Raw genomic sequence first — 23,630 nt, forward strand, 5'->3', positions numbered from 1 at the left:
GGTGTGCCTCCGGTCATGCGGGCAGCCGGGGTACGGCGGCCAACAAGCGGCGTGTGTACGGGTGTTGGGGATCGGCCAGGACCTGGGCGGCCGGGCCTTGTTCGACGGCGCGGCCGTCCTTCATCACCAGCACGTCGGTACACAGATGCCGTACGACACCGATGTCGTGGGACACGAGCAGCAGCGTCAGTCCGTACGCCTCCGCGAGGTCGTCCAGCAGGGCGAGGATCTGTGCGCGCACGGACACGTCGAGCGCGCTGAGGGGTTCGTCGCCGACGAGGACCTTCGGCCCCGGCGCGAGGGCGCGGGCGATCGCGATGCGCTGCCGTTGCCCGCCGGAGAACTCGTGCGGGTACCGACCGCGCACGGACGGCTCCAGGCCTACGGCGCGCAGCAGTTCGTCCACCCGGTCGTCGTGGTCGCCGGGCAGCCGCAGGCACTCCAGTGGTTCGGCGACGATGTCACGGACGGTCGCGCGCGGATCGAGAGACCCCATGGGGTCCTGGAGCACGACCTGGACCTCGCGCCGGAACCACGTCAACTTCCTTGGCGGGCCAGGCAGTACGGCACGATCCCGGAAGTGCACTGTCCCCGCGTCGGGCCGGTCCAGGGCCAGCAGGAGCCGGGCGAGCGACGACTTCCCGGAGCCCGACTCCCCTACGACACCAAGACTGTTGCCTTCGTTCAGCTCCAACGACACGTCCTGCACGGCGAGTCGGTGCGCGGCGGGCGTGAAGAGCGAGCCGCGCGGCAGCCGGAAGGTGCGGCTGAGGCCGGTCGCCTTGAGCAGTGCGGTCATCGAGCGACCTCCGGAGTGTCCCAGCCAGTCGCCCGCGCGGCTGCCACCAGCCTTTGCGTGTAAGGGTGTTGGGGCGTGCGTACGACGATGTCGGTGGCGCCTTCCTCGACGAGCCGTCCGTCCTTGAGGACGGCGACCCGGGGGCACAGCTGGGCGACCACCGCGAGGTCGTGGCTGATGAACAGCAGTGCGGTGCCGTGCTGGTGGACCAGGTCGTCCAGCAGTTGGAGCATGTCGGCCTGGACGGTGACGTCGAGGGCGGTGGTGGGTTCGTCGGCGATGAGCAGCGCCGGGCGGGTGGCGAGGGCCATGGCGAGGCCGACGCGCTGGCGTTGGCCGCCGGAGAGTTGGTGCGGCCAGGCGCGGACGATGAGTTCGGGGTCGGGGAGGCCCACCTGTGCGGCGAGTTCGACGGCGGCGGCTCCGGCCCGGCGGCGGTTGAGTCCGCGGTGCAGCCGCAGGGGTTCGGTGAGTTGGTGTCCGATACGCATCAGCGGGTTGAGGGCGCTCATGGGCTCCTGGAAGACCATGGCCATCCGTTCGCCGCGCAGCCGGGACAGTGCGCGGTCACCGAGGCCGAGGAGTTCCTCGCCGCCGAGCCGGATGCTGCCGGTGGACTCGGCGCCGTCGGGGAGGAGCCCCACGGCGGCGAGGGCGGTGAGGGTCTTGCCGGAGCCCGACTCGCCGATCAGGGCGAGCCGTTCGCCGGGAGCCAGCTCCAGGCCGACCTCGTCGACGACGGTCGTACCGCCGATGCGCACACTCAGGTCGCTGATCTCCAGCAGGCTCATACGGGGGTCACCTCCCGCACCCGCAGGCGCGCGTCGGCGGCCTCGCGCAGACCGTCGCCGAGGAGGTTGAAGCCGAGCACGGCGGCGGCGACGGCGAGGCCCGGCCAGACGACGAGGAGCGGTCGCGCGGCGATGTAGCTCTGCTGCTCGTACAGCATGCGGCCCCAGGAGACCGCGGGGGCCGGGGTGCCGAAGCCGAGGAAGGACAGGGCGGCCTCGGCGAGCACCGCGACGGAGAGCACCAGCGAGAGCTGGACGATGAGGGTGGGCGCGATGTTCGGCAGCAGGTGCTTGCGTACGGTGCGCCAAGTGCCCGAACCTGCGGCGTGGGCCGCGAGGACGTAGTCCGTGCCGAGCACGCGTCCCGCCTCGGCGCGGGCGACCCGGGCGAGGTTGACGCCCGCTCCGATACCGATCGCGGCGACGACGGTCCAACTGGAGCCGCCGTAGACCGCGGTGAGGATCATCGCGATCAGCAGGACGGGGAACGCGATGAGTACGTCGGTGAGTTGGACGACGACCGCGCCCGCCCAGCGCGGCACGAGGACCGCCGTGAGCGCCAGGGCCAGCCCGACCACGGCGGCGACGACCGCCGCGAGCACGGCGGTGCGCAGGGTGCTCCGGGCGCCGGCGAGCAACTGGCTCAGTTCGTCCCGGCCGAGCCGGTCGGTGCCGAGGACATGCCCGCCGGAGAAGGGCAGCAGCCAGCCGTCCTGCGGGCGCACCAGCGTCGGGTCGTACGGCGTCCAGACCACGGAGACCAGGGCGGACAGCACCAGGAGGCCGACGAGGACGGAGCCGACGCGGCCGCTGCGGCTGGCGAGCAGCGCCCGGACGACGGGGGGCGCGTTCATGCCGCGCTCCGCAGTCTCGGGTCGATCAGCCGGTGCACGAGGTCCACGAGGAACCCGATCACCAGGACCGCGCCGGTGAGCAGCAGGATCTCGCTCTGCACCTTGTTCAGATCCCGGTTGCCGACGTCGGTGATCAGCATCTGGCCGACGCCGGGCAGCACGAACACCTGCTCCACGACGACCGCGCCCGCGATCAGCGCGGCGATCTGGAGGCCGAGCACCGACACCACCGGGACGGCCGCGTTGCGCAGTCCGTGCCGCAGCAGCGCGCCGGTGCGGGTGCGGCCCTTGGCGCGGGCGGTGCGCAGCCAGTCCTGGTGCAGGACGTCGAGTACGGCGGACCGTACGAACCGCAGCAGGACCGCGCCCTCGGACAGCGCCAGGGTCAGCCAGGGCAGCACGAGACTGCGCAGCGCCTGGCCGGGCTCGGCCCAGCCGTCGACCGGAAACCCCTGCGCGGGCAGCCAGCGGACCTGGACCGCGAACACGAGGACGAGCAGCAGTCCGACCCACAGGGCGGGCAGGGCGATACCGAACTGTCCGAGCGTGTTCACCGCGCCGCCGAGCCAGGAGTCGCGCCGTACGGCGGCGAAGACGCCCAGCGGCACGGCGAAGGCCAGCGCGAAGACGACGGCGCCCACCGTCAGCGGGCCGGTCACCGCGAGCTTCTCGGCGAGTTGCCCGGACACCGACGTGCCGTCGAGGACCGACCGCCCGAAGTCACCGGTGACCACTCCCCCGATCCAGCTGCCGTACTGTGCGACGAGCGGCCGGTCGAGCCCCAAGTCCTTGCGTACGGCGGCGACTTGGGCCGGGGTGGCCTTGATGCCGCCGATCGTCTGGGCGACGTCGCCGGGCAGCAGCCGTAGCACCAGAAAGATCAGCACGCTGGCGGCGAACAGGGACACCAGCAGCAGTGCGGCCCGGCGCAGCAGATAGAGGGTCACGCGGAACTCACTTCTCCCCTCACCCCTTCCCCTACTTCTTCGCCACGGCGAGGTTCGCGAGGTCGTAGCGGTTGCTGGTGAAGTTGCGGGGGACGCCGGTGACTCCGCTGCGGACGACGGTGAGGGTCTGGCTGACGAACAACCAGTCGGCGGCGGCGTCCTGGGAGACCTGGCGGGCCGCCTTCTTCAGATAGGTGTCGCGCTCGGTGTCGCTGGTCGCGGTGGCCGAAGCGGCGTACCACTTCTGCACGTCGGCGTTGTCGTAGCCGAAGTAGTAGGCGGGGTTGGCGAAGTTGTACAGGTCGCGGGCCTCGGCGTGGTCGACGAGGCTGAGCTGGTAGTCGTGCTTGGTGAAGACCGCGTTGAGCCAGGTCTGGAACTCGACCTGCTTGACGGTGAGTTGGATGCCGACCTGCTTGAGCTGGGAGGCGAGGTAGTCGCCGATCTCGGCCGGGTAGATGTTGGGGATCTGCACGGTGAGCTTCAGCCCGTCGCCGTAACCGGCCCGCTTGAGCAGCGACTTGGCGCTCGCCGGGTCGTAGGCGTCGATCGAGGTGAGGTCCTCGTAGCCGGGGTCGGTGGCCGGGATCGGCCCGCCGATCAACTTGCCTGCCCCACCAAGGGACTTGACAAGTCCGGCGTCGTCTACGGCCCGGCGGATCGCCCGGCGCACCCGGACGTCCTTCGTCGGTCCCGAGGTGTTGTTGAACGCGAGAGTGAACTTGTCGGTGGTGTCACCGCGCAGCACCGTGTACTTGCTCGTGTCGGCGAAGGGCTGGAGCAGATCGGCCTGCGCCGCCGTCTCGATGTCGGTCTGGCCGGTCTGCTGCGCGTTGTTGGCCGCGTTGTCGTCCTTGATGTAGTGGAAGACGACCTTGGCGACCTTGGCCTTCGTACCCCAGTAGGCGTCGTCGCGGACGAAGGTGATGGACGAACCGCGCTTCCAGCCGGACAGTTTGAAGGGCCCGCTGCCGTTCTCCTTGCCGGCGAGCGTGGTGAAGTCGGTGTCCTTCTTGAAGACGATCCCGGCCCGCTCGGTCAGGCCCCAAGTGAAGTTCGTGTCACGGTGCTTGAGCTTGACGACGACGGTGTGGTCGTCGGATGCTGTCACGCCCTTGACGGAGGCGACCGCCGCCGCGTCGGGGTTCTTCGAACCGGCCGCGGTCACCTGCTGGAGCGACCAGACGACGTCGGCGGCGGTGAGCTCGCTGCCGTCGTGGAAGGTCGCGTCCTTCGCGAGGTGGAAGGTGTAGGTGAGCCCGTCCGAGGAGGCGGCGTACGAAGTGGCCAGGCTGGGCTCGATCTTGTTGTTCTCGTCGCGGGTCAGCAGGCCCTGGTAGACGTTGTCGAGCAGGATCTGGTCGAGGGCCGCGCCCGCCGTGGAGGCGATGTCGAGGCTGGTGGGTTCCAGTACGAGGCGTACGTCGACCGTCGCGTTCTTGTCGATGTCGGCGGCCTGCGTGGCCTGCTTGGTCTGGCCCGTGTTCGCGGGATCGCCGGCCGCGCCGGTGCCACAGGCGGTCGCGGCCAGACCGAGCAGGGCGGTGGTGGCGGCGAGCCGGACGGCGGTGCTGCGGCGCATGGCGGATCGTTCTCCTCGGGTGTGACGGGTGGCTATGGTGCGGTCTGTTCTCATACGGCGGCTGCCGTAAGGGTGGTCCTCATACGGCGGCTGCCCGCAGGCCGGTTTCAAGGTTGGCGATGAGATCGTCGACGCCTTCGAGGCCCACGGAGAGCCGGACCAGGCCCGGGGTGACTCCGGCCGCGGCCTGCTGGTCGGCGTCGAGTTGGGCGTGGGTGGTGGAGGCGGGGTGGATGACGAGGCTGCGTACGTCGCCGATGTTCGCGAGATGGCTGAACAGCCGTACCCCTTCGACGAATCGGCGCCCGGCGTCCAGCCCGTCCGCGAGTTCGAAGGCGAGTACTGCTCCGGCCCCGCGCGGGAGATATCGCTTGGCCTGGGTGTTCCAGGGGCTGGACGCGAGGCCCGCGTAGTGGACGCGGCTGACCTGCGGCTGCAACTCCAGCCAGGTGGCCAGCACTTGGGCGTTCGCGACATGGCGCTCGATGCGCAGGCTGAGCGTCTCCATTCCCTGGAGGAGCAGGAAGCTGTTGAAGGGTGAGACGGCGGGTCCCAGATCCCGGACGAGCCGGGTGCGCAGGCGCAGCGCGTAGGCGAGACCCAGGTCGGAGAAGGAGTCCCAGAACGACAGTCCGTTGTACGTCGGATCGGGGTGGGTCAGGCCCGGCCAGCGGTCGGGGTCGGCGCCGAAGTCGAAGCGCCCGCTGTCGACGACGATCCCGCCGATGCCGGTGCCGTGACCCGACAGGAACTTGGTGGTGGAGTGCACGACGATGTCGGCGCCGTGCTCGAAGGGACGCAGCAGATACGGCGTGAGCACGGTGTTGTCGACGACGAGCGGGACACCGACCTCGTGGGCGATACGGGCGACCGCCTCGATGTCGAGGACGTTGCCGCGCGGGTTGCCGATGGTCTCGCCGAAGAACGCCTTGGTGCCGGGGCGTACGGCCGCGTACCAGGCGCCCAGGTCGTCCGGGTCGTCGATGAAGGTGACGGCGATGCCGAAGTCGGCGAAGGTGTGTTCCAGGAGGGTGCGGGTGCCGCCGTAGAGGGAGGACGAGGCGACGATGTGGTCGCCGACGCGCGCCAGGTTCAGCAGGGCGAGGGCGGTGGCGGCCTGTCCGCTGGCCACCGCGACGGCCGCCGAGCCGCCCTCCAGAGCGGTGATGCGCTCCTCGGCCACGGCGGTGGTCGGGTTCGACAGCCGGGTGTAGGCGTGGGTGGTGAGGTCGGACAGCTCGAAGGCCGCGGCGGCGTGCGCGGTGTCGCGGTAGACGTAGCTGGTGGTCTGGTGGATCGGTACGGCACGGGCGCCGGTGGTCGGGTCCGGTACGGCGCCGGCGTGCACCTGCCGGGTCTCGAACTCCCAGCCGTCGTCGGGGCGTTGGTCGCTCATCGGGCGCTCTCCCTCCCCCACTCTCGGCTTCGCTCGAGCGGGGGGACCCCCACCGCCACGACGTCGGACCACCAGCGGTCGGCGACCCTCGGGTGCGAGCGGAGCCAGCCGACCACGGCGTTCTCCCCGAAGGCGGCGAGCAGCGGGTTGTCGGGGTCGTCGGTGACACCGCGGCTCAACACCGCCAGGTCGGACGGCAGTTGCAGCGGTTTGACGACCGCGTCGAGGCGCGGGCCGAGGAAGAAGGGGATGGAGTAGCGGTCCACACCGGCCCGCGGGCTGACCACCCGGTGTCGGGTGGCCTTGAGATAGCCCTGGGTGGCGATCTCCAGCATCTCGCCGATGTTGAACACGAAGGCGTCCGGCACCGGTACCGCGTCGATCCAGCCGCCGTCCTCGCGCTGGACCTGGAGTCCGCCCACCTCGTCCTGCTGCAACAGGGCGAGATAGCCGTAGTCCTTGTGCGCGCCCACACCCTGGTCGGCGTCCTCGGCGGGGCGCGGCGGATAGTGCACGATCTTCACGTGCACGGCCGCCTCGTCGTCGAACCACTCGTCGAAGTAGCGCTCGTCCTGCCCGAGCGCGGCCGCGAGTGCGCGCAGCACCTCACGGCTCACCCGCAGTGCCTCCGCCTGCCAGCGCAGCACGATGTCCCTCAACTCCGGGAGCGCGGACGGCCATTGGTTGGGGCCGACGAGCCGGAGGTAGTCGGGGTCCTCCGGTCCGGTGGGGATCGCCTCGCGTTCCGGGCCGATGTCGATCTGCTCGCGCCAGTCGGCGCTGCCCGCCGTGTACTCGGTTCCGGTGCGTGTGTAGCCGCGGAACTGGGGCGAGTTGAGGTTCTCGATCTCCAGCCGGCGTTCCTGCGGAAGAGCGAAGAAGGCGCGGGCCGCGTGCAGGATCTCGTCCCGGACGGATGCGGGAACGCCGTGTCCGGTGACGTAGAAGAACCCCACTTCGTGGGCGGCAGACCGGAGTTCGGCCAGGAAGGCGTCGCGGTCGGTGCCGGGGTCCCGGAAGCGGGAGATGTCGATGACGGGGAGGACGGTGGGCTGTGCCATGGGATTCCTTCGCGGCGGCAGCAGACCCGGACACGGCGGTGCGCGCGCCAACCGCCGTACGGGGACGGCCGGTTGACGACAAAGCGGTGGGATGCGCCGAGAGCGGGCGGGGTGGGGAAAGGGTGAGAGCGCGGTCGTTACACGAAGGTCAACGACAGATCTGGTCGAACTGGTCGGCGCGGCGGCTCACCCAGAACGGGTCGAGCAGCACCGTGTGTGCCTGGCCAGTGGTCTCCATGAGCGGATCAAAGCACACGCTCGCGGGTGCGTCCACCAGGCATCCCGACGGGTGAGACGGCCGCTGGGACGACAGAACGGCCGGGCATCGCCGCGGGGCCACCGCGCCCGCCGGTCACACCACGCTCACCGGATGCCGCACCACCGCGTCGAACAGATAGCCCTGGGTGTTGGACACGGCGACGTCCGGCTGGGTGCGCCCGGCCGTGTCCGTGGCGCGGGCCAACAGGTGGGTGGCACCGGGCACTTCGGGCCGCCAGTCGAGGGACCACCGGGTCCAGGTGTCGGCGCGGGGCCGGTCGTGCAGACGGGCACGCCGCCAGTGCGTGCCGCCGTCGGTGCTGACGTCGACCCGGGCGACGGCGCCCGCGCCCGACCACGACCGACCGTGCAGCACGTGCCCCTCGCCCGCCGTGAACGTCGCCCCGCTCGCCAACTCGAAGGCACTCTTGGTGACTTGGCGGGTGAGCGGCGCGCTGCCGCCCTCCGGGTAGGCGGCGCCGAACAGCCGGTAGAAGGTGGTGTTCCAGGGCGAGTAGAGCGGCTCGGCGGACACCTCGATGTCGCCGACCCACTTGATCGAGGCGATCCCCACCCAGGAGGGCACCAGCACGCGCACCGGATACCCGTGGTCGTACGGAAGGGGCTCGCCGTTCATCTCGTACGCGAGCAGGACGTCGTCCAGCGCCTTGGCCAGCGGCAGTGGGCGGCGGACGTGGCCCAGGCTCTCGCCGCCACTGACGTACTCGGCGTCCAGGCCACGCGGCTGCACGTCCACGGCGTGCCGGGACAGCCCGGCTCTGCGCAGGACGTCGGCGAGGCGCACCCCGCGCCAGCGAGCGACGCCGACCGCCCCCAGGGTCCACGCGGTGCCGGTGACCGTCTCGCCCTGCTGGGTCGTGTAGAAGGACCGGCCGTTCCCGGCGCATTCGACGAAGGCCGTGCGGGTGACGGCCGGCAGGGCGCGCAGATCGTCGTACCCGAACTCGACCGGCCGGTCCTCACCGGGGGTGCCGCGCAGCCCGCTCCCCCACAGCCGCAGCCGCCAGTCGTCGGCCTCCAGGACGGGGGTGGCGGTGTGGTTGCGCACGAAGAACAGCTCGTTCGGGGTGTGGTGGCCGATTCCGCGCAGCGCCTCCCAGCGGGTCTCGGCGTTGGTGCCACGCTCGATGAACCACTCCGGCGGCAGCGGCTTGACGATCCCGGCGACTGCGGCGCGGGCGGACCGGGTGCCGCCCAGTGCGGTCCCGGCGGCGGTGGCACCGAGCAGGGTGAACAGCCGACGGCGGGTGACCCCGTCGGCCCTGGCCTCACCGGCCAGCCACTGGCACAGTCTGCGGCGGTCGTAGTCGGTCTCGTGGCGGTGACCGGGAGGGCTGACGGGTGTCGGCATGGCGTGTCCTCGTCATGTCTGAGCGAACAGTGCGGGCGGCACGGAGGATCACGAGAAGTGCCGTCGGGTGCACAACCGGCTTGTGGGGCACGGCTGTTGGCAACAGCGCGGGGAGGCGGTCGATCAGCCGGTCGGTCGACACAGCGCGGCGGCCACGCGGACGAGGTCCACGGCGCGGCGGCGGGTCAGCGGCTGCGACAACGGCATGGCGGGATGCAAACACGCGGAGCGGAAGGTGTCAACGAGGCGTTCGCGTCGCCCCGGCCCGGGCGGGCAGTTCGAGGCCGAGGTTCTCGCGCAGGGTGAGGCCGGTGTAGTCGGCGCCGACGATCTTCCGCCTGCGCAGTTCGTGCAGCAGGCCGTTGACGACGAAGTCGTGCTGCTTCGGGTCGGCGAGACCGCCCAGGGAGATCACGTCCAGGACGCCGGCCCGGAACCGTTCCTCGACCGCGTCGGCGAGTTGCTCGGGGGTGCCCGCGGCGGCCCAGTGCCCGGTGTCCTGGGCGGCGACGATCAACTCCCGCAGGGTGTAGCCCTGTCGGGCGTAGCCGGTGAAGATGTCGACCCGGCCGCGACGGCGGTTCACCGAGGTGACCTCGGGCAGCAGGCTCTCCGGCAGCGTCGAGTCGAGAGCCACCTCGGACAGGTCGACGCCGCCGCCGAGCATGTCGGCGACCTGGGCGCGGCCACGGTCGAAGTCGATCGACTCACGCCTCTCCCGGACGAGCCGTTGCGCCTCCTCCTCGGTGGCGCCGTAGGTGGCGTGGAACGAGCTGAAGATCAGCGGCAGTCCGTCGGCCCGGCCGAACTCCTCGGCCTGGCCGCGGATCTTCCGGGTGAAGTCCCGCGCGTGGTCGAGGGTGGGCAGCGAGGTGAAGACGATCTCGGCGTAGCGGGCACCGAGTGCCGTGCCCGCCTCGGACTGTCCGGCCTGGATCTGCACCGGACGCCGCTGCGGCAGCGGCGGAATGTTCAGCGGACCGGCCACGTCGAAGAAGCGGCCGGAGTGGTGGATCGGGTGCACGCGGTCGCGGTGCAGCACCGCCCTGCCGTCCGCCCCGACGGTCAGCGCGCCCGGTTCCCAGCTGTCCCACAGGGCGTTGACCACGTCCAGTGTCTCCGCGGCGCGCGCGTAGCGGTCCTCGGGGCTGGGCAGTTCGCCGGAGCCGAAGTTCTCCTCGCCGATCGAGGAGGTCACCAGGTTCCAGGCCGCCCGTCCGTTGCTCACATGGTCGAGGGTGCCGAACAGACGGGCCAGGTTGAACGGGTGGTGGAACGTCGACGAGACCGTGGCGATCAGACCGATCCTCGACGTCACCTGGCTCAACGCCGAGACGAAGACCAGGGGTTCTTGCGAGCCGATCGCGCCCTGGGCGTCGAAGCTGAGCAGATCGGCGGTGAACAGCGCGTCGAACCGCGCCGCCTCGGCGAGCTTCGCCACCCGCACCGCGGTGTCCAGCGTGGACCGGGTCGGATCGACCGCCAGGTCGTACGTCTCGGACGTACCGCCGGCTCCGGTGACGGTTTTCAGCGTCCTGGGCTGCTTCGCGCTCATGACTCATTCCTTCTCGTCTCCGGACACACCGGGTCGGCGCGGTCCCGTCCGATCAATGATCGGCCGCGATTGCGAAGACTCTGTTGCGCCCGTATGTACGGGCAACAGGGCCGGTCGGCCGGGGGGTTGGTGAGTCGTCCGGACCCGCCACCGACGAACGGTCTTCCGCACCCCGCGGCCGAACGGCCTTCCGGACCCGCCATTGACGTACGACGAAAACGCTCCGTACGATCACGATCGGCATTGAGTGTCAGCGTCAAGCCCTGGCTCGCTGACCGGCAACCCTCCGACGCGGTGGGGTGCTCCAGGTGAAAGCCCGGCAGGATCATCGAGGATCCCTGCAAGCGCGAGGCCCTGTGGCCGGGGTCGGAGATGTGGAGGACGGTCGTGCGACACAGCAGTGACCCGAGTGCCTCCACCACTTCGCTGACGGCCGCGACGGTGTTCTCCCGGCTCTCGCGCCGCCGCCACATCGACCTGCAGCGCTCCGCCAGTTGTCTGTGTCGCGCCTGACCGCCTTGACCACGTCCGTCTGACTTCTGTCGCGGCCCACAGGCGTCTCCCGCAGCCTCTCGCGGTCTTGTCCGCACGTACGGGCCCGTTCCGCGGCCGCCCCGCGCAACCCCTCCCGCCTGAACCCCCGAACCGCACCGCCCCGTCGTCGGCGTCACGCCGAGCGGGGCCGCACGCCCGCGCGCAGCCGTGAGCCGCAGGGCATCACGCGCGTAGTGACACGAGTAGGAGCACCTCCGTGAGAGCACATCCGGACATCCGGCCCACCCGATGGGCGCCGCTGGCCGCCCTCTTGACCACCAGCGTCCTGCTGACCGCCTGCGGTTCCGGCGATGGCGGCGGCTCGGACAGCGGCACCGGCCAGGCGAAGTCCGGTGGCACCCTGACCTTCGCGGTGGGCTCCGACACCGGCTGCGTGGATCCGCAGCAGGTGGGCAGCAACGACACCATCTACTCGGTACGGCAGATCGTCGACTCCCTCACCGACCAGGACCCCAAGACCGGCAAGATAGTGCCCTGGCTGGCGAAGAGCTGGGAGGTCGGTTCCGACGCGACCACGTTCACCTTCCACCTCAGATCCGGTGTCACCTTCAGCGACGGATCCAAGCTGACCGCGCAGGTCGTCAAGGACAACTTCGACGCGGTGCCGAACCTCGGTGCGCTGGGGACCCTCGCCGAGGGCTATCTGAGCGGCGTCAAGAGCACCACCGTGGTCGACCCGCTCACCGTCAAGGTGACCTTCCAGCAGCCCAACGCCCAGTTCCTGCAAGCCACTTCGACGCACTCGCTGGGCATCGAGTCGTCGGCGAGCGTGAAGAAGACCCCTCAGCAGAAGTGCACCCAGGGCGTGGTCGGCTCCGGGCCCTTCACCTTGAAGAGCTATGTGCAGAACCAGTCGATCACTCTGGCCAAGCGCACCGGTTACGACTGGGGTTCCTCGCTGTGGAGCAAGAAGGGCGAGGCGTACCTGGACAAGCTGGTGTTCAAGGTGGTGCCCGAGGCGGGTGTGCGGGCCGGCAGTCTCCAGTCCGGTCAGGTGGACGCGATCAGCAGCGTCGGCAAGGCCAACGAGGCGGCCCTGAAGGGTGGCCAGGTCACCCTGGCACGACGGGCCAATCCCGGTGCGGTGTTCAACCTGGGGCTGAACAACTCCCGGCCGGTCCTGAAGGACGTCAAGGTGCGCCAGGCGATCCAGTACGCCGTCAACCGCCAGGAGATCGCCGACACGGTCTTCCCGACCGGCACCCAGCCGGCCACCAGCATCCTGGCGCGCACCACGCCGGACTACGCGAACCTGGGCAGCGACCTGGCCTTCGACGCGGCCAAGGCCAAGTCCCTGCTGGACGCGGCCGGTTGGAAGACAGGCAGCGACGGCATCCGTGAGAAGGACGGCGCCAAGCTGAACCTGACCGTCAAGTGGTTCGCGAACTCGGCCACGAACCAGCCGGCGCTGGAACTGATCCAGCAGCAGCTCAAGGCCGTCGGCATCGGCGTCGTCCTCAAGGAGCTGCAGATCTCCCAGGTCGCGACGGTGCAGCAGAGCGGTGACTTCGACGCGTTGTGGGGCAACCTCACCCGTGCCGACCCCGACATCCTGCGCACCCTCTACTCCACCAAGCTGGCGAACGCCTACCGCCTCCCGACGGGTTCGCTGGACTCGGCGCTGACCCAGCAGGCGGCCACGACCGACGCGGCGAAGCGGAAGGAACTGGCCGCGCAGGCACAGCAGTTGATCGTGCGGAACGCGTACATCATCCCCGTGGTCGAGCTGCAGACCCAGTTGGGTGTGGCGAACAAGGTGCACGACCTGGAGTTCGACGCGTCCAGCCGGATCCAGCTGCACGACACCTGGATCGGCTAGCACATGCGCCGCTACGTGATCAAACGCGTCGCGCAGGCGGTCGGCGTGCTGTGGGCGGCGTACACGGTGTCGTTCCTGGTGCTGGACTTCCTGCCCGGGGACCCGGTCTCGGCGATGGCCGGGGCCGGGGCCGACACCGGGCAGGTCGATCCGGCCCAACTCGCCGCGCTGCGCCACCAGTACGGCTTCGACAAGCCGGTCCTGGTGCAGTACGCCGACTATCTGGGCCGGGCGGTGCGCGGGGACTTCGGCGACTCGGTCTCCACCGGTCGCCCGGTAACCTCGACCCTGGCCGACGCACTGCCCCAGACACTGCAGTTGACCGGCGCCGCCCTCCTGCTGGCGGTGTTGCTCGGCGGCGGTCTGGCGGTACTGGCGACGTACACCTCCCAGCGGTGGCTGCGGCAACTGCTGTTGTCGTTGCCGCCGTTGGGGGTGTCGGTGCCGACGTTCTGGGTGGGCCTGCTGCTCGTCGAGACGTTCTCCTTCCGGTTGCGCTGGTTCCCGGCGTTCGGCAACGACGGACTGCGGGGCCTGGTCCTGCCGGCCGTGACGCTGGCGATCCCGACCGGTGCGCAGGTCGCCCAGGTACTGGCCAAGAGCCTGCTCACCGCGCTGGACCAGGCCTATGTGGAGACGGCCCGCGCCAAGGGCGCGGGCCGCTGGCGGGTCCATCTGCGGCATGCCCTGCGCAACGCGTCCCTGCCCGCGCTGACCGTGGTCGGCCTGCTGGTCGGGCAGTTGATCGCCGGTTCGGTGGTCGTCGAGACGGTGTTCTCGCGTGACGGCCTGGGCCGGGTGACGGCCGCCGCGGTCACGGCCCAGGACATCCCCCTGGTCCAGGGCGTGGTGGTGTTCGGGGCGCTGATCTTCGTGGTGACGAACCTGATCGTCGACCTCGTCTATCCGCTGTTCGACCCGCGGATCGTGGTGGCCTCGGGCCGGAAGGCGGGATTCGCATGAGCCAGGGTCTGATCGACGACGCCACCGGAGCCGCCCTCGGCCTCCCGGCCCGCCCGGTCGAGCCGGGCACCGACCCCGGACCGGGACGTCGCGTCGACCTCCCACGGGTCCGGCGGTTCCTGGTGCGCCGTCCCGGTCTCCTGTTGTCGGTGCTCATCCTCGTCCTGGTGGTGCTGGCCTCGTTCTGGCCGAACCTGTTCACCTCGCAGGATCCACTCACGGGGGTGCCGTCGCAGAACTTCCGGGGCCCGAGCGGCGCGCACTGGTTCGGCACGGACGAACTGGGCCGCGACGTGTTCTCCCGGGTGGTCCACGGAGCCCAACTGTCCCTGAAGGCAACGCTGATCGCGGTCGCGGTCGCCTTCGTGGTCGGCAGCCTGATCGGCCTGGTCGCCGGCTTCGTCGGCCGCTGGGTCGACGACGTGCTGATGCGCTTCGTCGACGTCCTGCTGTCGATCCCGGCGCTGTTCCTGTCCCTGGCCCTGGTCACCGCGCTCGGCTACGGCACGGTGAAGGTCGCGATCGCCGTCGGGATCGCCAGCGTCGCGAGCTTCGCGCGCGTGACCCGCGCCGAGGTGCTGCGGGTACGGCAGGAGGTCTATGTCGAGGCCTCGCGCGCATCCGGGATCCGCTGGTACTCGGTACTGGGCCGGCATGTGCTGCCCAACGCGGCGGGCCCCGTGATCGTCCTGGCCACCCTCGACTTCGGCTCGTCGATCCTCGCCGTGTCGGCCCTGAGCTTCCTCGGCTACGGCGCCCCGCCACCGGCGCCGGAGTGGGGGACGTTGATCTCCGACGGCCGCAACTACCTGGCGAACGCCTGGTGGTTGACCGCGCTGCCCGGGCTGGCGATCGCCGCGACGGTGCTGGCCACCAACCGCATCGCACGGGCGCTGGACGGCGAATGGTCCCGACAGCGATGACCGGCGAACCGACGAACGCACCTGGAACGGATGAGGACTTGAGCACCACACCGAGCACCGACCCGGTCCACCCCGAGCAGGGGGCCGCGCTGGAGATACGCGGCCTGTCGGTGTCGTACCGTACCCGTGGCGGCATCGTACGGGCGGTGCGGGACGTCGACCTGGATGTGCGGCCGGGCGAAGTGACCGCGGTGGTCGGCGAGTCCGGGTCCGGCAAGAGCACCACCGCGCATGCCGTCACCCGGCTACTGGCGCCGAACGCGGCCATCGACGGCGGCACGATCCGCTTCGGGCGGCACGAGCTCACCTCGCTGTCGGAGGCCGAACTGCGCACGGTGCGCGGCGCGCGGATCGGCCTGGTGCCCCAGGACCCGTCGGTGTCGCTCAACCCGGTCAAGCGCGTCGGCGAACAGGTCGCCGAGGTGCTGCGCATCCACGGTCTCGCGACCCGCCGCTCCGCGCCGGCGGAGGCGATCGACATCCTGGACCGGGCGGGGCTGCCCGACGCGGCCACCCGCGCACGGCAGTATCCGCACGAACTCTCGGGCGGCATGCGGCAGCGCGCCCTGATCGCCATCGCCATCGCCGCGCATCCGAAACTGATCATCGCCGACGAGCCGACCAGCGCGCTCGACGTCACCGTGCAACGTGTCATCCTCGACCATCTCCAAGGCCTCACCAAGGAGTTGGGGACGGCGATCCTGCTGGTGACCCACGACCTCGGGGTCGCCGCCGACCGGGCGCAGCGTCTGGTCGTCATGTCGCAGGGACAGGTCGTCGAGGCCGGTCCGACCCTGGACGTCCTGGACAATCCCCAACACGACTACACCCGACGCCTGTTGGCGAGCGCACCGAGCCTGGCTACCGCCCGCACCCGCACCCCGGTCGCCGCCCCCACGCCCACCGGGACGCAGCCGCTCGTCGAACTGCGGGGAGCGGTCAAGGAGTTCAGGCTGCCCCGCGTGGACGGCGCATCCCGGACAGTGCGCGCGGTGGACGACGTCAGTTTCACCCTCCAGCGGGGCCAGACCCTGGCGCTGGTCGGTGAGTCCGGTTCGGGCAAGTCGACCACCGCCCGTCTGGTACTGCGCCTCACCGACGTGACCGACGGACAGATCCTGTTCGACGGCGCCGACGTCACCACCGCCCGGGGCGCTCAGGCGAGGCAACTGCGCCGACGGGCACAGCTCGTCTACCAGAACCCGTACGCCTCACTCGACCCCCGCTTCTCCATCGGCGAGGTGATCACCGAACCGCTGCGCGCCTTCAAGGTCGGCGACCGCGCCTCCCGCCTCGCGCGCGCCCGTGACCTGCTCGACCGGGTCGCGCTGCCGGCGGCGACGCTCGACCGCCGTCCGGCGGAACTGTCGGGCGGCCAGCGCCAACGCGTCGCGATCGCGCGTGCCCTCGCCCTCTCCCCCGACCTGGTGGTGTGCGACGAGCCGGTGTCCGCGCTCGACGTCTCCGTGCAGGCCCACGTCCTGGACCTGCTCGGGGAGTTGCAGGCCGACACCGGGGTGGCCTACCTGTTCATCTCGCACGACCTGGCCGTCGTGCGCCAGATCGCGCACCAGGTGGCCGTCATGCGGGCGGGCCGCATCGTCGAGACGGGCGCCCCCGAGGACCTCTTCACCCACCCCCGCCACGAGTACACCCGCGAGCTGCTCGCGGCGATCCCCGGCCGCCGGGACGACCACGACCTGAGGACGCAGACCGCATGACCATCACCTCCCTCGCCTTCCTCACCCCGGGCAACTTCGCCGACGACGACCCCTACACCGGCCTGGAGGAGACGCTCCAACTCTTCGAGTACGGCGAGCGGTTGGGCTACGAGGGCGCCTGGATCCGGCAGCGCCACCTCGAACACGGCGTCGGCTCGGCCGCGGTGTTCCTCGCGGCGGCCGGACAGCGCACCGAACGCGTCGAGTTGGGGACGGCGGTCATCCCGATCGGCTACGAGAGCCCGTTCCGGCTCGCCGAGGATCTGGCCCTGGCCGACGTCCTGTCCCGGGGCCGCCTCCAGATCGGCTTCAGCACCGGCATGCCGCACGCCGAACTCCTCGGCGACCTGGTGTACGACGGCGACTGGCGCTCTTTCGACCTGTCCTACGGCCGGGTCGCCCGCGTCGTCGACAATCTGCGCGGCAATTATCTCGGCGGCCCGGACACGGTGATCCAGTCACCGGGCAACACCCAGCGACCACGGCTGCAACCGCACAACCCCGGCCTGGTGGACCGCATTTGGTACGGCGGGGGCAGTCTGCGTTCGGCCCGCTGGGCCGGTGAGAGCGGCCTCAACCTGCTGTCCGGGAACATCGTCACCGGCGAGGACACCGACGACTTCACCACCGCCCAGTCGAACCTCCTCGCCGCGTACCGGCGTATCGAGCCCACGGCCCGCGTCGCGATCGGCCGCGTCATCGTGCCGTTCGACAGCGCCGACCGGGCCACCCGCATCCGCTACCAGGAGTACGCCGCGAGCCGCCATGCCCGCACCCTGGCTCCCCAGGGCCCGAGGCGGACCCTGTTCGCCCCGGACGTGGTCGGCACGGCCGAGCAGATCCTGGAGCAACTGGCGGCGGACCCGGTGGTGTCGGCGGTGTCGGAGCTGCGCCTTGAGCTGCCGTACGAGTTCCGGCGCGAGGAGTACGAGCAGATCCTGCACGACATACGCCATCTGGTCGCTCCCGAACTGGGCTGGCGTCCGGCGCGGTTGGAGGCCGCGCGATGAGTGCCGTACGACTGGAGGTCCACTCCCGGGAGCCGTTCGCGGACGGTCATCGCTTCGCCGAGGGCGGGGCGTACGAGGTGCTCACCGCCACGGCTCACTACACCGTGGACCCCGAGGCACCCGCCCACCGCTCGATCACCGATCTGGACCTCGCGCCGCGCGACAGCGACGGCGCGGTGCGTTTCAGCGGGGACGTCGAGATCCTGCGGCCGGTCGACGGCGGGCGCCGTCGGCTGTTCTTCGACTGGGGCAATCGCGGCAACAAGCGGGCCGTCCAGTACTTCTGCGACGCCCCGCACACGAACCGGCCGCGCACGCTCGCCGACGCGGGCAACGGCTATCTGCTGCGACGCGGGTACACGGTCGTCTTCGGCGCCTGGCAGGGTGATCTGCTGCCCGGCGACGGGCGGTTGCTGCTCGACCTGCCCGTCGCGACACGCGGCGCGGAGCCCGTACGCGGCCTGACCACAGCCGAGTTCATCGTCGAGGAGCCCACCGCCTCCCTGCCGCTGTCGCGCTGGACGAGCACGAGGTCCTCCCCCGTGAGCGCGGCGGGCGAACGGACCGCGCGGCTCACCCGGCGGCGGTATCCGCACAGCGCACCGGAGGAAGTGCCCACAACGGCCTGGCGGTTCGCGCGACTGCAAGGAGGCGGCCGTGAGCTGAGGTCGCTGGCCGTCGGTGTCGTGCCGAGCCGGAGCGACCTGTATGTCGACGGCGGACTGCGGCCGGGCTGGATCTACGAACTGACCTACGAGGCCGAGGCACCGCTCGTCCTCGGCCTGGGTCTCGTAGCGGTACGCGACCTGGTCGGCCATCTCCGCCACGACCCGGCCCAACCCGTCGGCGAGATCAACTACGCGTACGGCTGGGGGCGTTCGCAGACCGGGCGCGCCATCCGCGACTTCCTCCACGGAGGTTTCAACGAGGACTCCGAAGGTCGCCGCGTCTTCGACGGGCTGCTGCCGCACGTCTCCGGCGCGGGCCGGCTGGACACCGAGCGGTTCGCCAATCTGACGGTGCCGGGCGGGCAGCAGTACGAGGACCACCTCAACGCGGCCGACGCGTTCCCCTTCGCGTACGCCGAGACGGTGGACCATCTGACCGGCGCACGCGACGCGATCATGAAGCGCGCGAGCGACCCGAAGGTGCTGCACACGCAGACGTCCACGGAGTACTGGCAGCGCCGGGGATCGCTGGCGCACACCACAACTGACGGGCGGGATCTGGGATTTCCGCCGAACGTGCGGGGCTATCTGTGGTCGTCGAGCCAGCATGTGGCGAGTCCGACTCCACAGGCTCCCGGTAAGGGCATCTGCAACCATGTCGAGAACGTCGTCGCCACGTCCGCGTTGTTCCGGGGCGTCCTCGACGCGCTCGACGCGTGGGTGAGCGAGGGGGTGGAACCGCCTCCGAGCGCGGTGCCCACTGTCGCCGACGGGAGTCTGGTGACGGCGGAGGAGTGGTCACGGCAGTTCCCGGTGGTGCCCTCGGCGCTGCGGCCGCACGGGCCCAACGAGCTGTACGCCGTGGACCGTTCGACCGTGCCGCCGGTCGCCGACCGCTCGCGCCGGTACACGGTGCTGGTCCCGGCCGTGGACGCCGACGGCAACGAGACGGCGGGTGTCCGGGCGCCGATGGTGTCCGTGCCGCTCGGCACCTACACCGGATGGAACACCCGCGCCCTGGGCCAAGGCCATGGCGCGCTGCACGAGTTCAGCGGCTCCACGTTCCCGTTCGCCGCCACCGAGGACGAGCGTCTGATCACCGGTGATCCCCGGCCGAGCGTGGAGAAGCGCTACGGTGACGCGGCCGGTTACGTCGCCCGGATCAGGGCGGCGGCCGAAGACCTCGCGGAGAGGCGGCTGTTGCCCGCCGAGGACGTCGAGCGGGCGGTGAGCGCCGCCGCGAACTGGTCGGCGCCCCGCCACGACGTCGAGTTGCCCTGACGGCGGTGTCGGTCACTCCGGCAGCAGGCGGATCATGTTCCAGGAGAGGGGCTCGAGTTCGCAGCGGAGCACCTTGCCGTCGATGGTGGTAGCCGTGGCCTGGTGCGGGACGACCCGGTCGGGATCGGCCAGGGTGTTGCGGGCGTCCGGGTCCGGGTCCGACAGCACGCTGTGCTCGGCCAGCCGGGACACGGTGGTGCCGTGCAGGGCGACCTCCAGTGGCAGTGATCGGGTCTGGCTGCGGTTGACCGCGAACACGGTCACCGCCCCGCTGGACTCGTCCAGCAGCGCCGTGGCGTGCAGCAGCGGCACTTCTCCGTATTTGACGGTCGGTTGAGTGGGGCCCTGTGGATCGACCCGGAGCACCCGACCACGGCCGTGTCGCGACGCCTGCGCGAACGGGAAGAACGTCGTCTGCCGCCAGGACGCGCCGCCCGGCTCGGTCATGATCGGGGCGATCACGTTGACCAGTTGTGCCAGGCAGGCCACCGAGACGCGGTCGGCGTGGCGCAGCAGAGCGATCAGCATCGAGCCGAGGACGACCGCGTCGGTGACCGAGTAGCTGTCCTCCAACTGTCGTGGTGCTTCGGGCCAGTTGGGCGGGTTCTCGTCGAAGTCCTGCTGGAAGCGGGACTGGTACCAGACGTTCCACTCGTCGAAGGAGATGTTGATCTTCTTCTCGGACTTCAGCCGTGCGCCCACGTGGTCGCAGGTGGCCACCACATTCTCGATGAACGCCTCCATGTCCACCGCCGAGGCGAGGAAGGAGTCGCGATCGCCGTCGCTCTCCTCGTAGTAGGCGTGCATGGAGATGTAGTCCACGAGGTCGTAGGTGTGCTCCAGCACGGTCGACTCCCAGGCGCCGAACGTCGGCATGCTCTGGCTGGAGCTGCCGCAGGCGACCAGTTGCACGTCCTTGTCGATCATGCGCATCGCGCGGGCGGTGGCGGCGGCGAGCTTGCCGTAGTCCTCGGCGCTCTTGTGGCCGATCTGCCAGGGACCGTCCATCTCGTTGCCCAGGCACCAGAGCCTGATCCCGAACGGCTCCTTGTCGCCGTGCGCAGCGCGCAGTTCGGACAGTGCGGTGCCGGAGGGGTGGTTGGTGTACTCCTGCAGTTCGATGGCCTCCGCCACGCCTCGGGTGCCGAGGTTGACGGCCATCATCGGTTCCCCGTCGTGGCCCAGCTTGCGCAGGAAGCCCATGAACTCCGACAGGCCGAAGGCGTTGGTCTCGGTCGCGCGCCAGGCCAGGTCGAGCCGGCGCGGTCGCTGGTCCACCGGGCCGACGCTGTCCTCCCACTTGTAGCCCGAGACGAAGTTGCCGCCCGGGTAGCGGATCGTGGTCACTCCCAACTCGCGGATCAGGGCGAGGACATCGGTGCGCAGTCCCGCCTCGTCGGCGGTGGGATGGCCCGGTTCGTAGATGCCGGTGTACACGCAGCGCCCCAGGTGTTCCACGAAGGAGCCGAACAGGCGCGGGTCCACGTCGCCGACGGTGAAGGCGGGGTCGAGCGTGAGACGGGCGGGGGCGGTGGGCGGTCGGGACATGGCGGCCTTTCGTGCACGGGCATGACGGCGGGAGAGAGGGGGTGGGGTGGGATCAGGTTCGGGCCACGGCTTCGGCGAGGGTCCAGGACTCGGGTGGCAGGAGCAGCGTCGAGACCCGTTCGCCGGGGTGGATCTGCTGGAGGGGTTCCAGTGCGAGGTCGCGGTCCTCGCGGGGGTCGGCCGCGGTGAGGGTGTGCACGGATTTGATGTCGAAGGCGCCGAACGCCGTGTGGTCGATGGTGAGTTCGACCGGTTCGCTGCCCCGATTGGTGGCGAAGACCGCCGCCTGGCCGCTCTCGGGGGCGTGCGTGACGGCGGTCGCCACCTGGGGGACGGCGCCGTGGGTGAGGGTCTCGAACCGGGGCGCGGAGAGCCGGGTGCGCAGGGCGTGGCCGCGGGCGGCGTGCGCGGCGGCGGCGAACGGATGGAAGATCGCCTGCTTGCTCGCTCCCCCACCGGGCTCGGTGAGGATCGGCGCGCTGACGTTGACGAGGAGGGAGAGGCAGCCGATCTTGACGCGGTCGGCGTGGTTGAGGATGCCGATGATCAGGTCACCGAGGACGACGGCGTCCAGGGCCCGGTAGGGGTCTTCGGTGATCCGGGGCGCGTGGCTGATCTCGTGGTTCTGGCCCTCGCCGACGGGTGAGGAGGTGGCGGCCGACGACCATACGTTCCACTCGTCCAGCGAGATCATCATCCGGCGTGGGGAGCCCAGTCTGGCGCTGACGGCGTCGCAGGTGTGGGTGACGTCCGTGATGAAGCGTTCCAGGCGCTGCCCGGAGGCGAGGTAGTCGCGGCGGTCGGCGGTGCCGTCGTAGTAGGCGTGCATGGAGATGTAGTCGGCGACGTCCAGGGTGAGTTCGGCCACCGTCGCCTCCCAGGCGCCGAAGGTCGGCATGTGCCGGAACGAGGAGCCGCAGGCGACCAGTTCGATGTCGGGGTCGACCAGCCGCATGGCCTTGCCGGCCTCGGCGGCGCGGCGGCCGTACTCGGCGGCCGTGGTGTGGCCGATCTGCCAGGGTCCGTCCATCTCGTTGCCCAGGCACCAGGTGCGTACCGCGTGCGGGGCGGGGTGTCCGTTGGCGGCGCGCTCGCGGGCGAGGGTGGTGCCGTCGGGGAGGTTGCAGTACTCGACCAGTTCGGCGGCTTCCTTCGGTCCGGCCGTGCCGAGGTTGACGGCCATCATGGGCTCGATGCCGTTTCTGCGTGCCCAGGGCAGGAACTCGTCGATGCCGACGTGGTTCGGTTCCAGGGAGCGCCAGGCGAGGTCGAGGCGGGTCGGGCGGTCGGCGGCCGGGCCGATGCCGTCGCGCCAGTCGTAGCCGGACACGAAGTTGCCGCCCGGGTAGCGCACGACGCCGACGCCCAGTTCGCGGATCAGCGCGGTGACATCGCCCCGGAAGCCGGCCTGGTCGGCGGTGGGGTGGCCGGGTTCGTAGAGTCCCGAGTAGACGCAGCGTCCCATGTGCTCCACGAAGCTGCCGAAGACCCGCGGATCGATCTCGCCGATGTCGAACAGGGGGTGGATGGTGAGGTGGGCCTGCTGCGGTGTGGTCACGTTCGGAGCCATTCCTTCGGCGGTGGGAGGGCGGGCAGGGGACGGTCGCGACGACGAGCGCGCGGGCGCGGTCAGCGACTGCTGCCGGCGAGCAGGCCACGGATGAAGTGGCGCTGGAGGAACACGAAGAGCAACACGGTCGGGATGGTCGCGAAGGTGCAGGCGGCCATCAACTGGCCCCACATGTCGGCACTGCTGACGCCGGCCTGCGCGCCGCTGACGTTCGAGGACAGGCCCGCGAGGAGGACGGCGAGCGTCTCGTGCCGCTCGTCGTTGATGGCGACGATCGGCCAGACCAGGTCGTTGTAGATGGTGAACAGCGACAGGACGGCGAGGGCCGCGAGGGCGGGCCGTAGCACAGGGACCACCACCGACCAGAAGGCGCGCAGCGGTCCGCAGCCGTCGATCCGTGCGGCGTCCAGGAGTTCGTCGGGGATCTCGCTGATGGTCTGCCGCATCCAGAACACGCTGAACGCGTCGACCGCTCCGGGCAGGATCAGGGCCTGGTAGGAGTTGATCCAGTTGAGCTGGCTCATCTCCAGCAGCAGCGGGATGATCAGGACCAGCGTCGGCATCATCAGGGTGAGCAGCACAAGCCCGAACAGCGCGTTCTTGAACGGGAAGTCGAACTTCGCGAATCCGTAGCCGGCCAGCGGGCTGAAGACAAGCAGCAGGCCGCCCTTGCCCACGACCACGATGCCGGTGTTGAGCAGGGCCCGCATGATCGGCGTGTTGTCGAACATGCCGGTCCAGTTGCGCCAGGTCGCCGTGCCGGGATCGAAGCCGAGGGGGTCGTTGAGGATGCTCGTTCCTGGTTTGAAGGAGGAGCCGACCATCCAGACGATCGGGAGCAGGAAGGCGACCGCGGCGAGCAGCATGCAGGTGTAGCCGAGCACGGTCCGGACGGGCCGCCAGGCGGATCCGGCGGCGGGTGCGGTGGGGGCGGTGAGTGGGGCGGTGGTCATCGGC

At 70.5% G+C, this 23,630-nt stretch carries 19 protein-coding genes and 1 riboswitch; of the genes, 7 read left to right on the forward strand and 12 right to left on the reverse strand.

What is annotated here, in order from left to right:
• Window positions 1-13: 13 nt before the first annotated feature.
• The 9 genes from ACIRRY_RS41195 to ACIRRY_RS41235 form a co-directional block, all read right to left on the reverse strand.
• A complete protein-coding gene (locus ACIRRY_RS41195) occupies window positions 14-799 on the reverse strand; it encodes an ATP-binding cassette domain-containing protein (protein WP_403983649.1) in 786 nt (261 codons plus the stop codon).
• Window positions 796-1,590, reverse strand: a complete 795-nt coding sequence (locus ACIRRY_RS41200) for an ATP-binding cassette domain-containing protein (RefSeq protein WP_403983651.1) — start codon at window positions 1,588-1,590, stop codon at window positions 796-798. Before ACIRRY_RS41200 ends, ACIRRY_RS41195 begins: the two co-directional genes overlap by 4 nt.
• The gene (locus ACIRRY_RS41205; protein ID WP_403983653.1) at window positions 1,587-2,444 is read right to left on the reverse strand and encodes an ABC transporter permease; all 858 of its coding nucleotides are present in this window, start codon (window positions 2,442-2,444) and stop codon (window positions 1,587-1,589) included. The genes ACIRRY_RS41200 and ACIRRY_RS41205 overlap by 4 nt, the downstream gene beginning before the upstream one ends.
• Window positions 2,441-3,391 (reverse strand): ABC transporter permease, encoded by a 951-nt coding sequence (locus ACIRRY_RS41210; RefSeq protein ID WP_403983655.1) that lies wholly within the window; start codon window positions 3,389-3,391, stop codon window positions 2,441-2,443. Before ACIRRY_RS41210 ends, ACIRRY_RS41205 begins: the two co-directional genes overlap by 4 nt.
• Before the next feature lie 31 nt (window positions 3,392-3,422).
• Window positions 3,423-4,973 carry an ABC transporter substrate-binding protein gene (locus ACIRRY_RS41215; RefSeq protein ID WP_403983657.1) on the reverse strand — a complete coding sequence of 517 codons (1,551 nt, stop codon included), beginning with the start codon at window positions 4,971-4,973 and terminating at the stop codon, window positions 3,423-3,425.
• Window positions 4,974-5,052: 79 nt separating this feature from the next.
• Complete coding sequence (locus tag ACIRRY_RS41220; RefSeq protein WP_403983659.1) at window positions 5,053-6,369, reverse strand: O-acetylhomoserine aminocarboxypropyltransferase/cysteine synthase family protein; 1,317 nt, start codon at window positions 6,367-6,369, stop codon at window positions 5,053-5,055.
• Window positions 6,366-7,430 (reverse strand): isopenicillin N synthase family dioxygenase, encoded by a 1,065-nt coding sequence (locus ACIRRY_RS41225; protein ID WP_403983661.1) that lies wholly within the window; start codon window positions 7,428-7,430, stop codon window positions 6,366-6,368. The genes ACIRRY_RS41220 and ACIRRY_RS41225 overlap by 4 nt, the downstream gene beginning before the upstream one ends.
• Window positions 7,431-7,782: 352 nt before the next feature.
• Window positions 7,783-9,060, reverse strand: a complete 1,278-nt coding sequence (locus tag ACIRRY_RS41230) for a sulfite oxidase (RefSeq protein ID WP_403983663.1) — start codon at window positions 9,058-9,060, stop codon at window positions 7,783-7,785.
• Window positions 9,061-9,298: 238 nt separating this feature from the next.
• On the reverse strand, window positions 9,299-10,615 hold the full coding sequence (locus tag ACIRRY_RS41235) for an NtaA/DmoA family FMN-dependent monooxygenase (protein WP_403983665.1): 1,317 nt from the start codon (window positions 10,613-10,615) through the stop codon (window positions 9,299-9,301).
• A gap of 239 nt (window positions 10,616-10,854) precedes the next feature.
• Window positions 10,855-10,968: riboswitch (SAM riboswitch) on the forward strand.
• A gap of 34 nt (window positions 10,969-11,002) precedes the next feature.
• Here ACIRRY_RS41235 and ACIRRY_RS41240 point away from each other — a divergent pair.
• The 7 genes from ACIRRY_RS41240 (at window position 11,003) to ACIRRY_RS41270 (ending at window position 19,555) form a co-directional block, all read left to right on the forward strand.
• A complete protein-coding gene (locus tag ACIRRY_RS41240; protein ID WP_403983667.1) occupies window positions 11,003-11,128 on the forward strand; it encodes a putative leader peptide in 126 nt (41 codons plus the stop codon).
• A gap of 238 nt (window positions 11,129-11,366) precedes the next feature.
• Window positions 11,367-12,989 carry an ABC transporter substrate-binding protein gene (locus tag ACIRRY_RS41245; protein WP_403983669.1) on the forward strand — a complete coding sequence of 541 codons (1,623 nt, stop codon included), beginning with the start codon at window positions 11,367-11,369 and terminating at the stop codon, window positions 12,987-12,989.
• A gap of 3 nt (window positions 12,990-12,992) precedes the next feature.
• Entirely contained in the window at window positions 12,993-13,952 is a 960-nt protein-coding gene (locus ACIRRY_RS41250) for an ABC transporter permease (protein WP_403983671.1), read from the forward strand.
• A complete protein-coding gene (locus ACIRRY_RS41255) occupies window positions 13,949-14,875 on the forward strand; it encodes an ABC transporter permease (RefSeq protein ID WP_403983673.1) in 927 nt (308 codons plus the stop codon). Before ACIRRY_RS41250 ends, ACIRRY_RS41255 begins: the two co-directional genes overlap by 4 nt.
• Entirely contained in the window at window positions 14,857-16,596 is a 1,740-nt protein-coding gene (locus ACIRRY_RS41260) for a dipeptide ABC transporter ATP-binding protein (RefSeq protein ID WP_403983675.1), read from the forward strand. The genes ACIRRY_RS41255 and ACIRRY_RS41260 overlap by 19 nt, the downstream gene beginning before the upstream one ends.
• Window positions 16,593-17,606 (forward strand): LLM class flavin-dependent oxidoreductase, encoded by a 1,014-nt coding sequence (locus ACIRRY_RS41265; RefSeq protein WP_403983677.1) that lies wholly within the window; start codon window positions 16,593-16,595, stop codon window positions 17,604-17,606. Before ACIRRY_RS41260 ends, ACIRRY_RS41265 begins: the two co-directional genes overlap by 4 nt.
• Complete coding sequence (locus ACIRRY_RS41270) at window positions 17,603-19,555, forward strand: alpha/beta hydrolase domain-containing protein (protein WP_403983679.1); 1,953 nt, start codon at window positions 17,603-17,605, stop codon at window positions 19,553-19,555. Before ACIRRY_RS41265 ends, ACIRRY_RS41270 begins: the two co-directional genes overlap by 4 nt.
• A 12-nt stretch (window positions 19,556-19,567) precedes the next feature.
• Here ACIRRY_RS41270 and ACIRRY_RS41275 read toward each other — a convergent pair whose 3' ends face one another.
• The 3 genes from ACIRRY_RS41275 to ACIRRY_RS41285 all read right to left on the reverse strand — a co-directional run bounded on the left by ACIRRY_RS41275 (window position 19,568) and on the right by ACIRRY_RS41285 (window position 23,626).
• A complete protein-coding gene (locus ACIRRY_RS41275) occupies window positions 19,568-21,103 on the reverse strand; it encodes an alpha-N-arabinofuranosidase (RefSeq protein WP_403983681.1) in 1,536 nt (511 codons plus the stop codon).
• Window positions 21,104-21,155: 52 nt separating this feature from the next.
• Complete coding sequence (locus ACIRRY_RS41280; protein ID WP_403983683.1) at window positions 21,156-22,661, reverse strand: alpha-N-arabinofuranosidase; 1,506 nt, start codon at window positions 22,659-22,661, stop codon at window positions 21,156-21,158.
• A 71-nt stretch (window positions 22,662-22,732) separates the two neighbouring features.
• Complete coding sequence (locus ACIRRY_RS41285; RefSeq protein ID WP_403983685.1) at window positions 22,733-23,626, reverse strand: carbohydrate ABC transporter permease; 894 nt, start codon at window positions 23,624-23,626, stop codon at window positions 22,733-22,735.
• Window positions 23,627-23,630: the final 4 nt, after the last annotated feature.

Source organism: Streptomyces sp. NPDC101776 (genome assembly GCF_044766845.1).
In the GTDB taxonomy this organism is placed as follows: domain Bacteria; phylum Actinomycetota; class Actinomycetes; order Streptomycetales; family Streptomycetaceae; genus Streptomyces.

Coding starts and splice junctions, on each gene's coding strand:
- ACIRRY_RS41220 (WP_403983659.1), bottom strand. CDS start 6,369: ATGAGCGACCAACGCCCCGACGACGGCTGGGAGTTCGAGACCCGGCAG.
- ACIRRY_RS41270 (WP_403983679.1), top strand. CDS start 17,603: ATGAGTGCCGTACGACTGGAGGTCCACTCCCGGGAGCCGTTCGCGGAC.
- ACIRRY_RS41230 (WP_403983663.1), bottom strand. CDS start 9,060: ATGCCGACACCCGTCAGCCCTCCCGGTCACCGCCACGAGACCGACTAC.
- ACIRRY_RS41195 (WP_403983649.1), bottom strand. CDS start 799: ATGACCGCACTGCTCAAGGCGACCGGCCTCAGCCGCACCTTCCGGCTG.
- ACIRRY_RS41225 (WP_403983661.1), bottom strand. CDS start 7,430: ATGGCACAGCCCACCGTCCTCCCCGTCATCGACATCTCCCGCTTCCGG.
- ACIRRY_RS41255 (WP_403983673.1), top strand. CDS start 13,949: ATGAGCCAGGGTCTGATCGACGACGCCACCGGAGCCGCCCTCGGCCTC.
- ACIRRY_RS41260 (WP_403983675.1), top strand. CDS start 14,857: ATGGTCCCGACAGCGATGACCGGCGAACCGACGAACGCACCTGGAACG.
- ACIRRY_RS41265 (WP_403983677.1), top strand. CDS start 16,593: ATGACCATCACCTCCCTCGCCTTCCTCACCCCGGGCAACTTCGCCGAC.
- ACIRRY_RS41285 (WP_403983685.1), bottom strand. CDS start 23,626: ATGACCACCGCCCCACTCACCGCCCCCACCGCACCCGCCGCCGGATCC.
- ACIRRY_RS41215 (WP_403983657.1), bottom strand. CDS start 4,973: ATGCGCCGCAGCACCGCCGTCCGGCTCGCCGCCACCACCGCCCTGCTC.
- ACIRRY_RS41250 (WP_403983671.1), top strand. CDS start 12,993: ATGCGCCGCTACGTGATCAAACGCGTCGCGCAGGCGGTCGGCGTGCTG.
- ACIRRY_RS41205 (WP_403983653.1), bottom strand. CDS start 2,444: ATGAACGCGCCCCCCGTCGTCCGGGCGCTGCTCGCCAGCCGCAGCGGC.
- ACIRRY_RS41275 (WP_403983681.1), bottom strand. CDS start 21,103: ATGTCCCGACCGCCCACCGCCCCCGCCCGTCTCACGCTCGACCCCGCC.
- ACIRRY_RS41235 (WP_403983665.1), bottom strand. CDS start 10,615: ATGAGCGCGAAGCAGCCCAGGACGCTGAAAACCGTCACCGGAGCCGGC.
- ACIRRY_RS41200 (WP_403983651.1), bottom strand. CDS start 1,590: ATGAGCCTGCTGGAGATCAGCGACCTGAGTGTGCGCATCGGCGGTACG.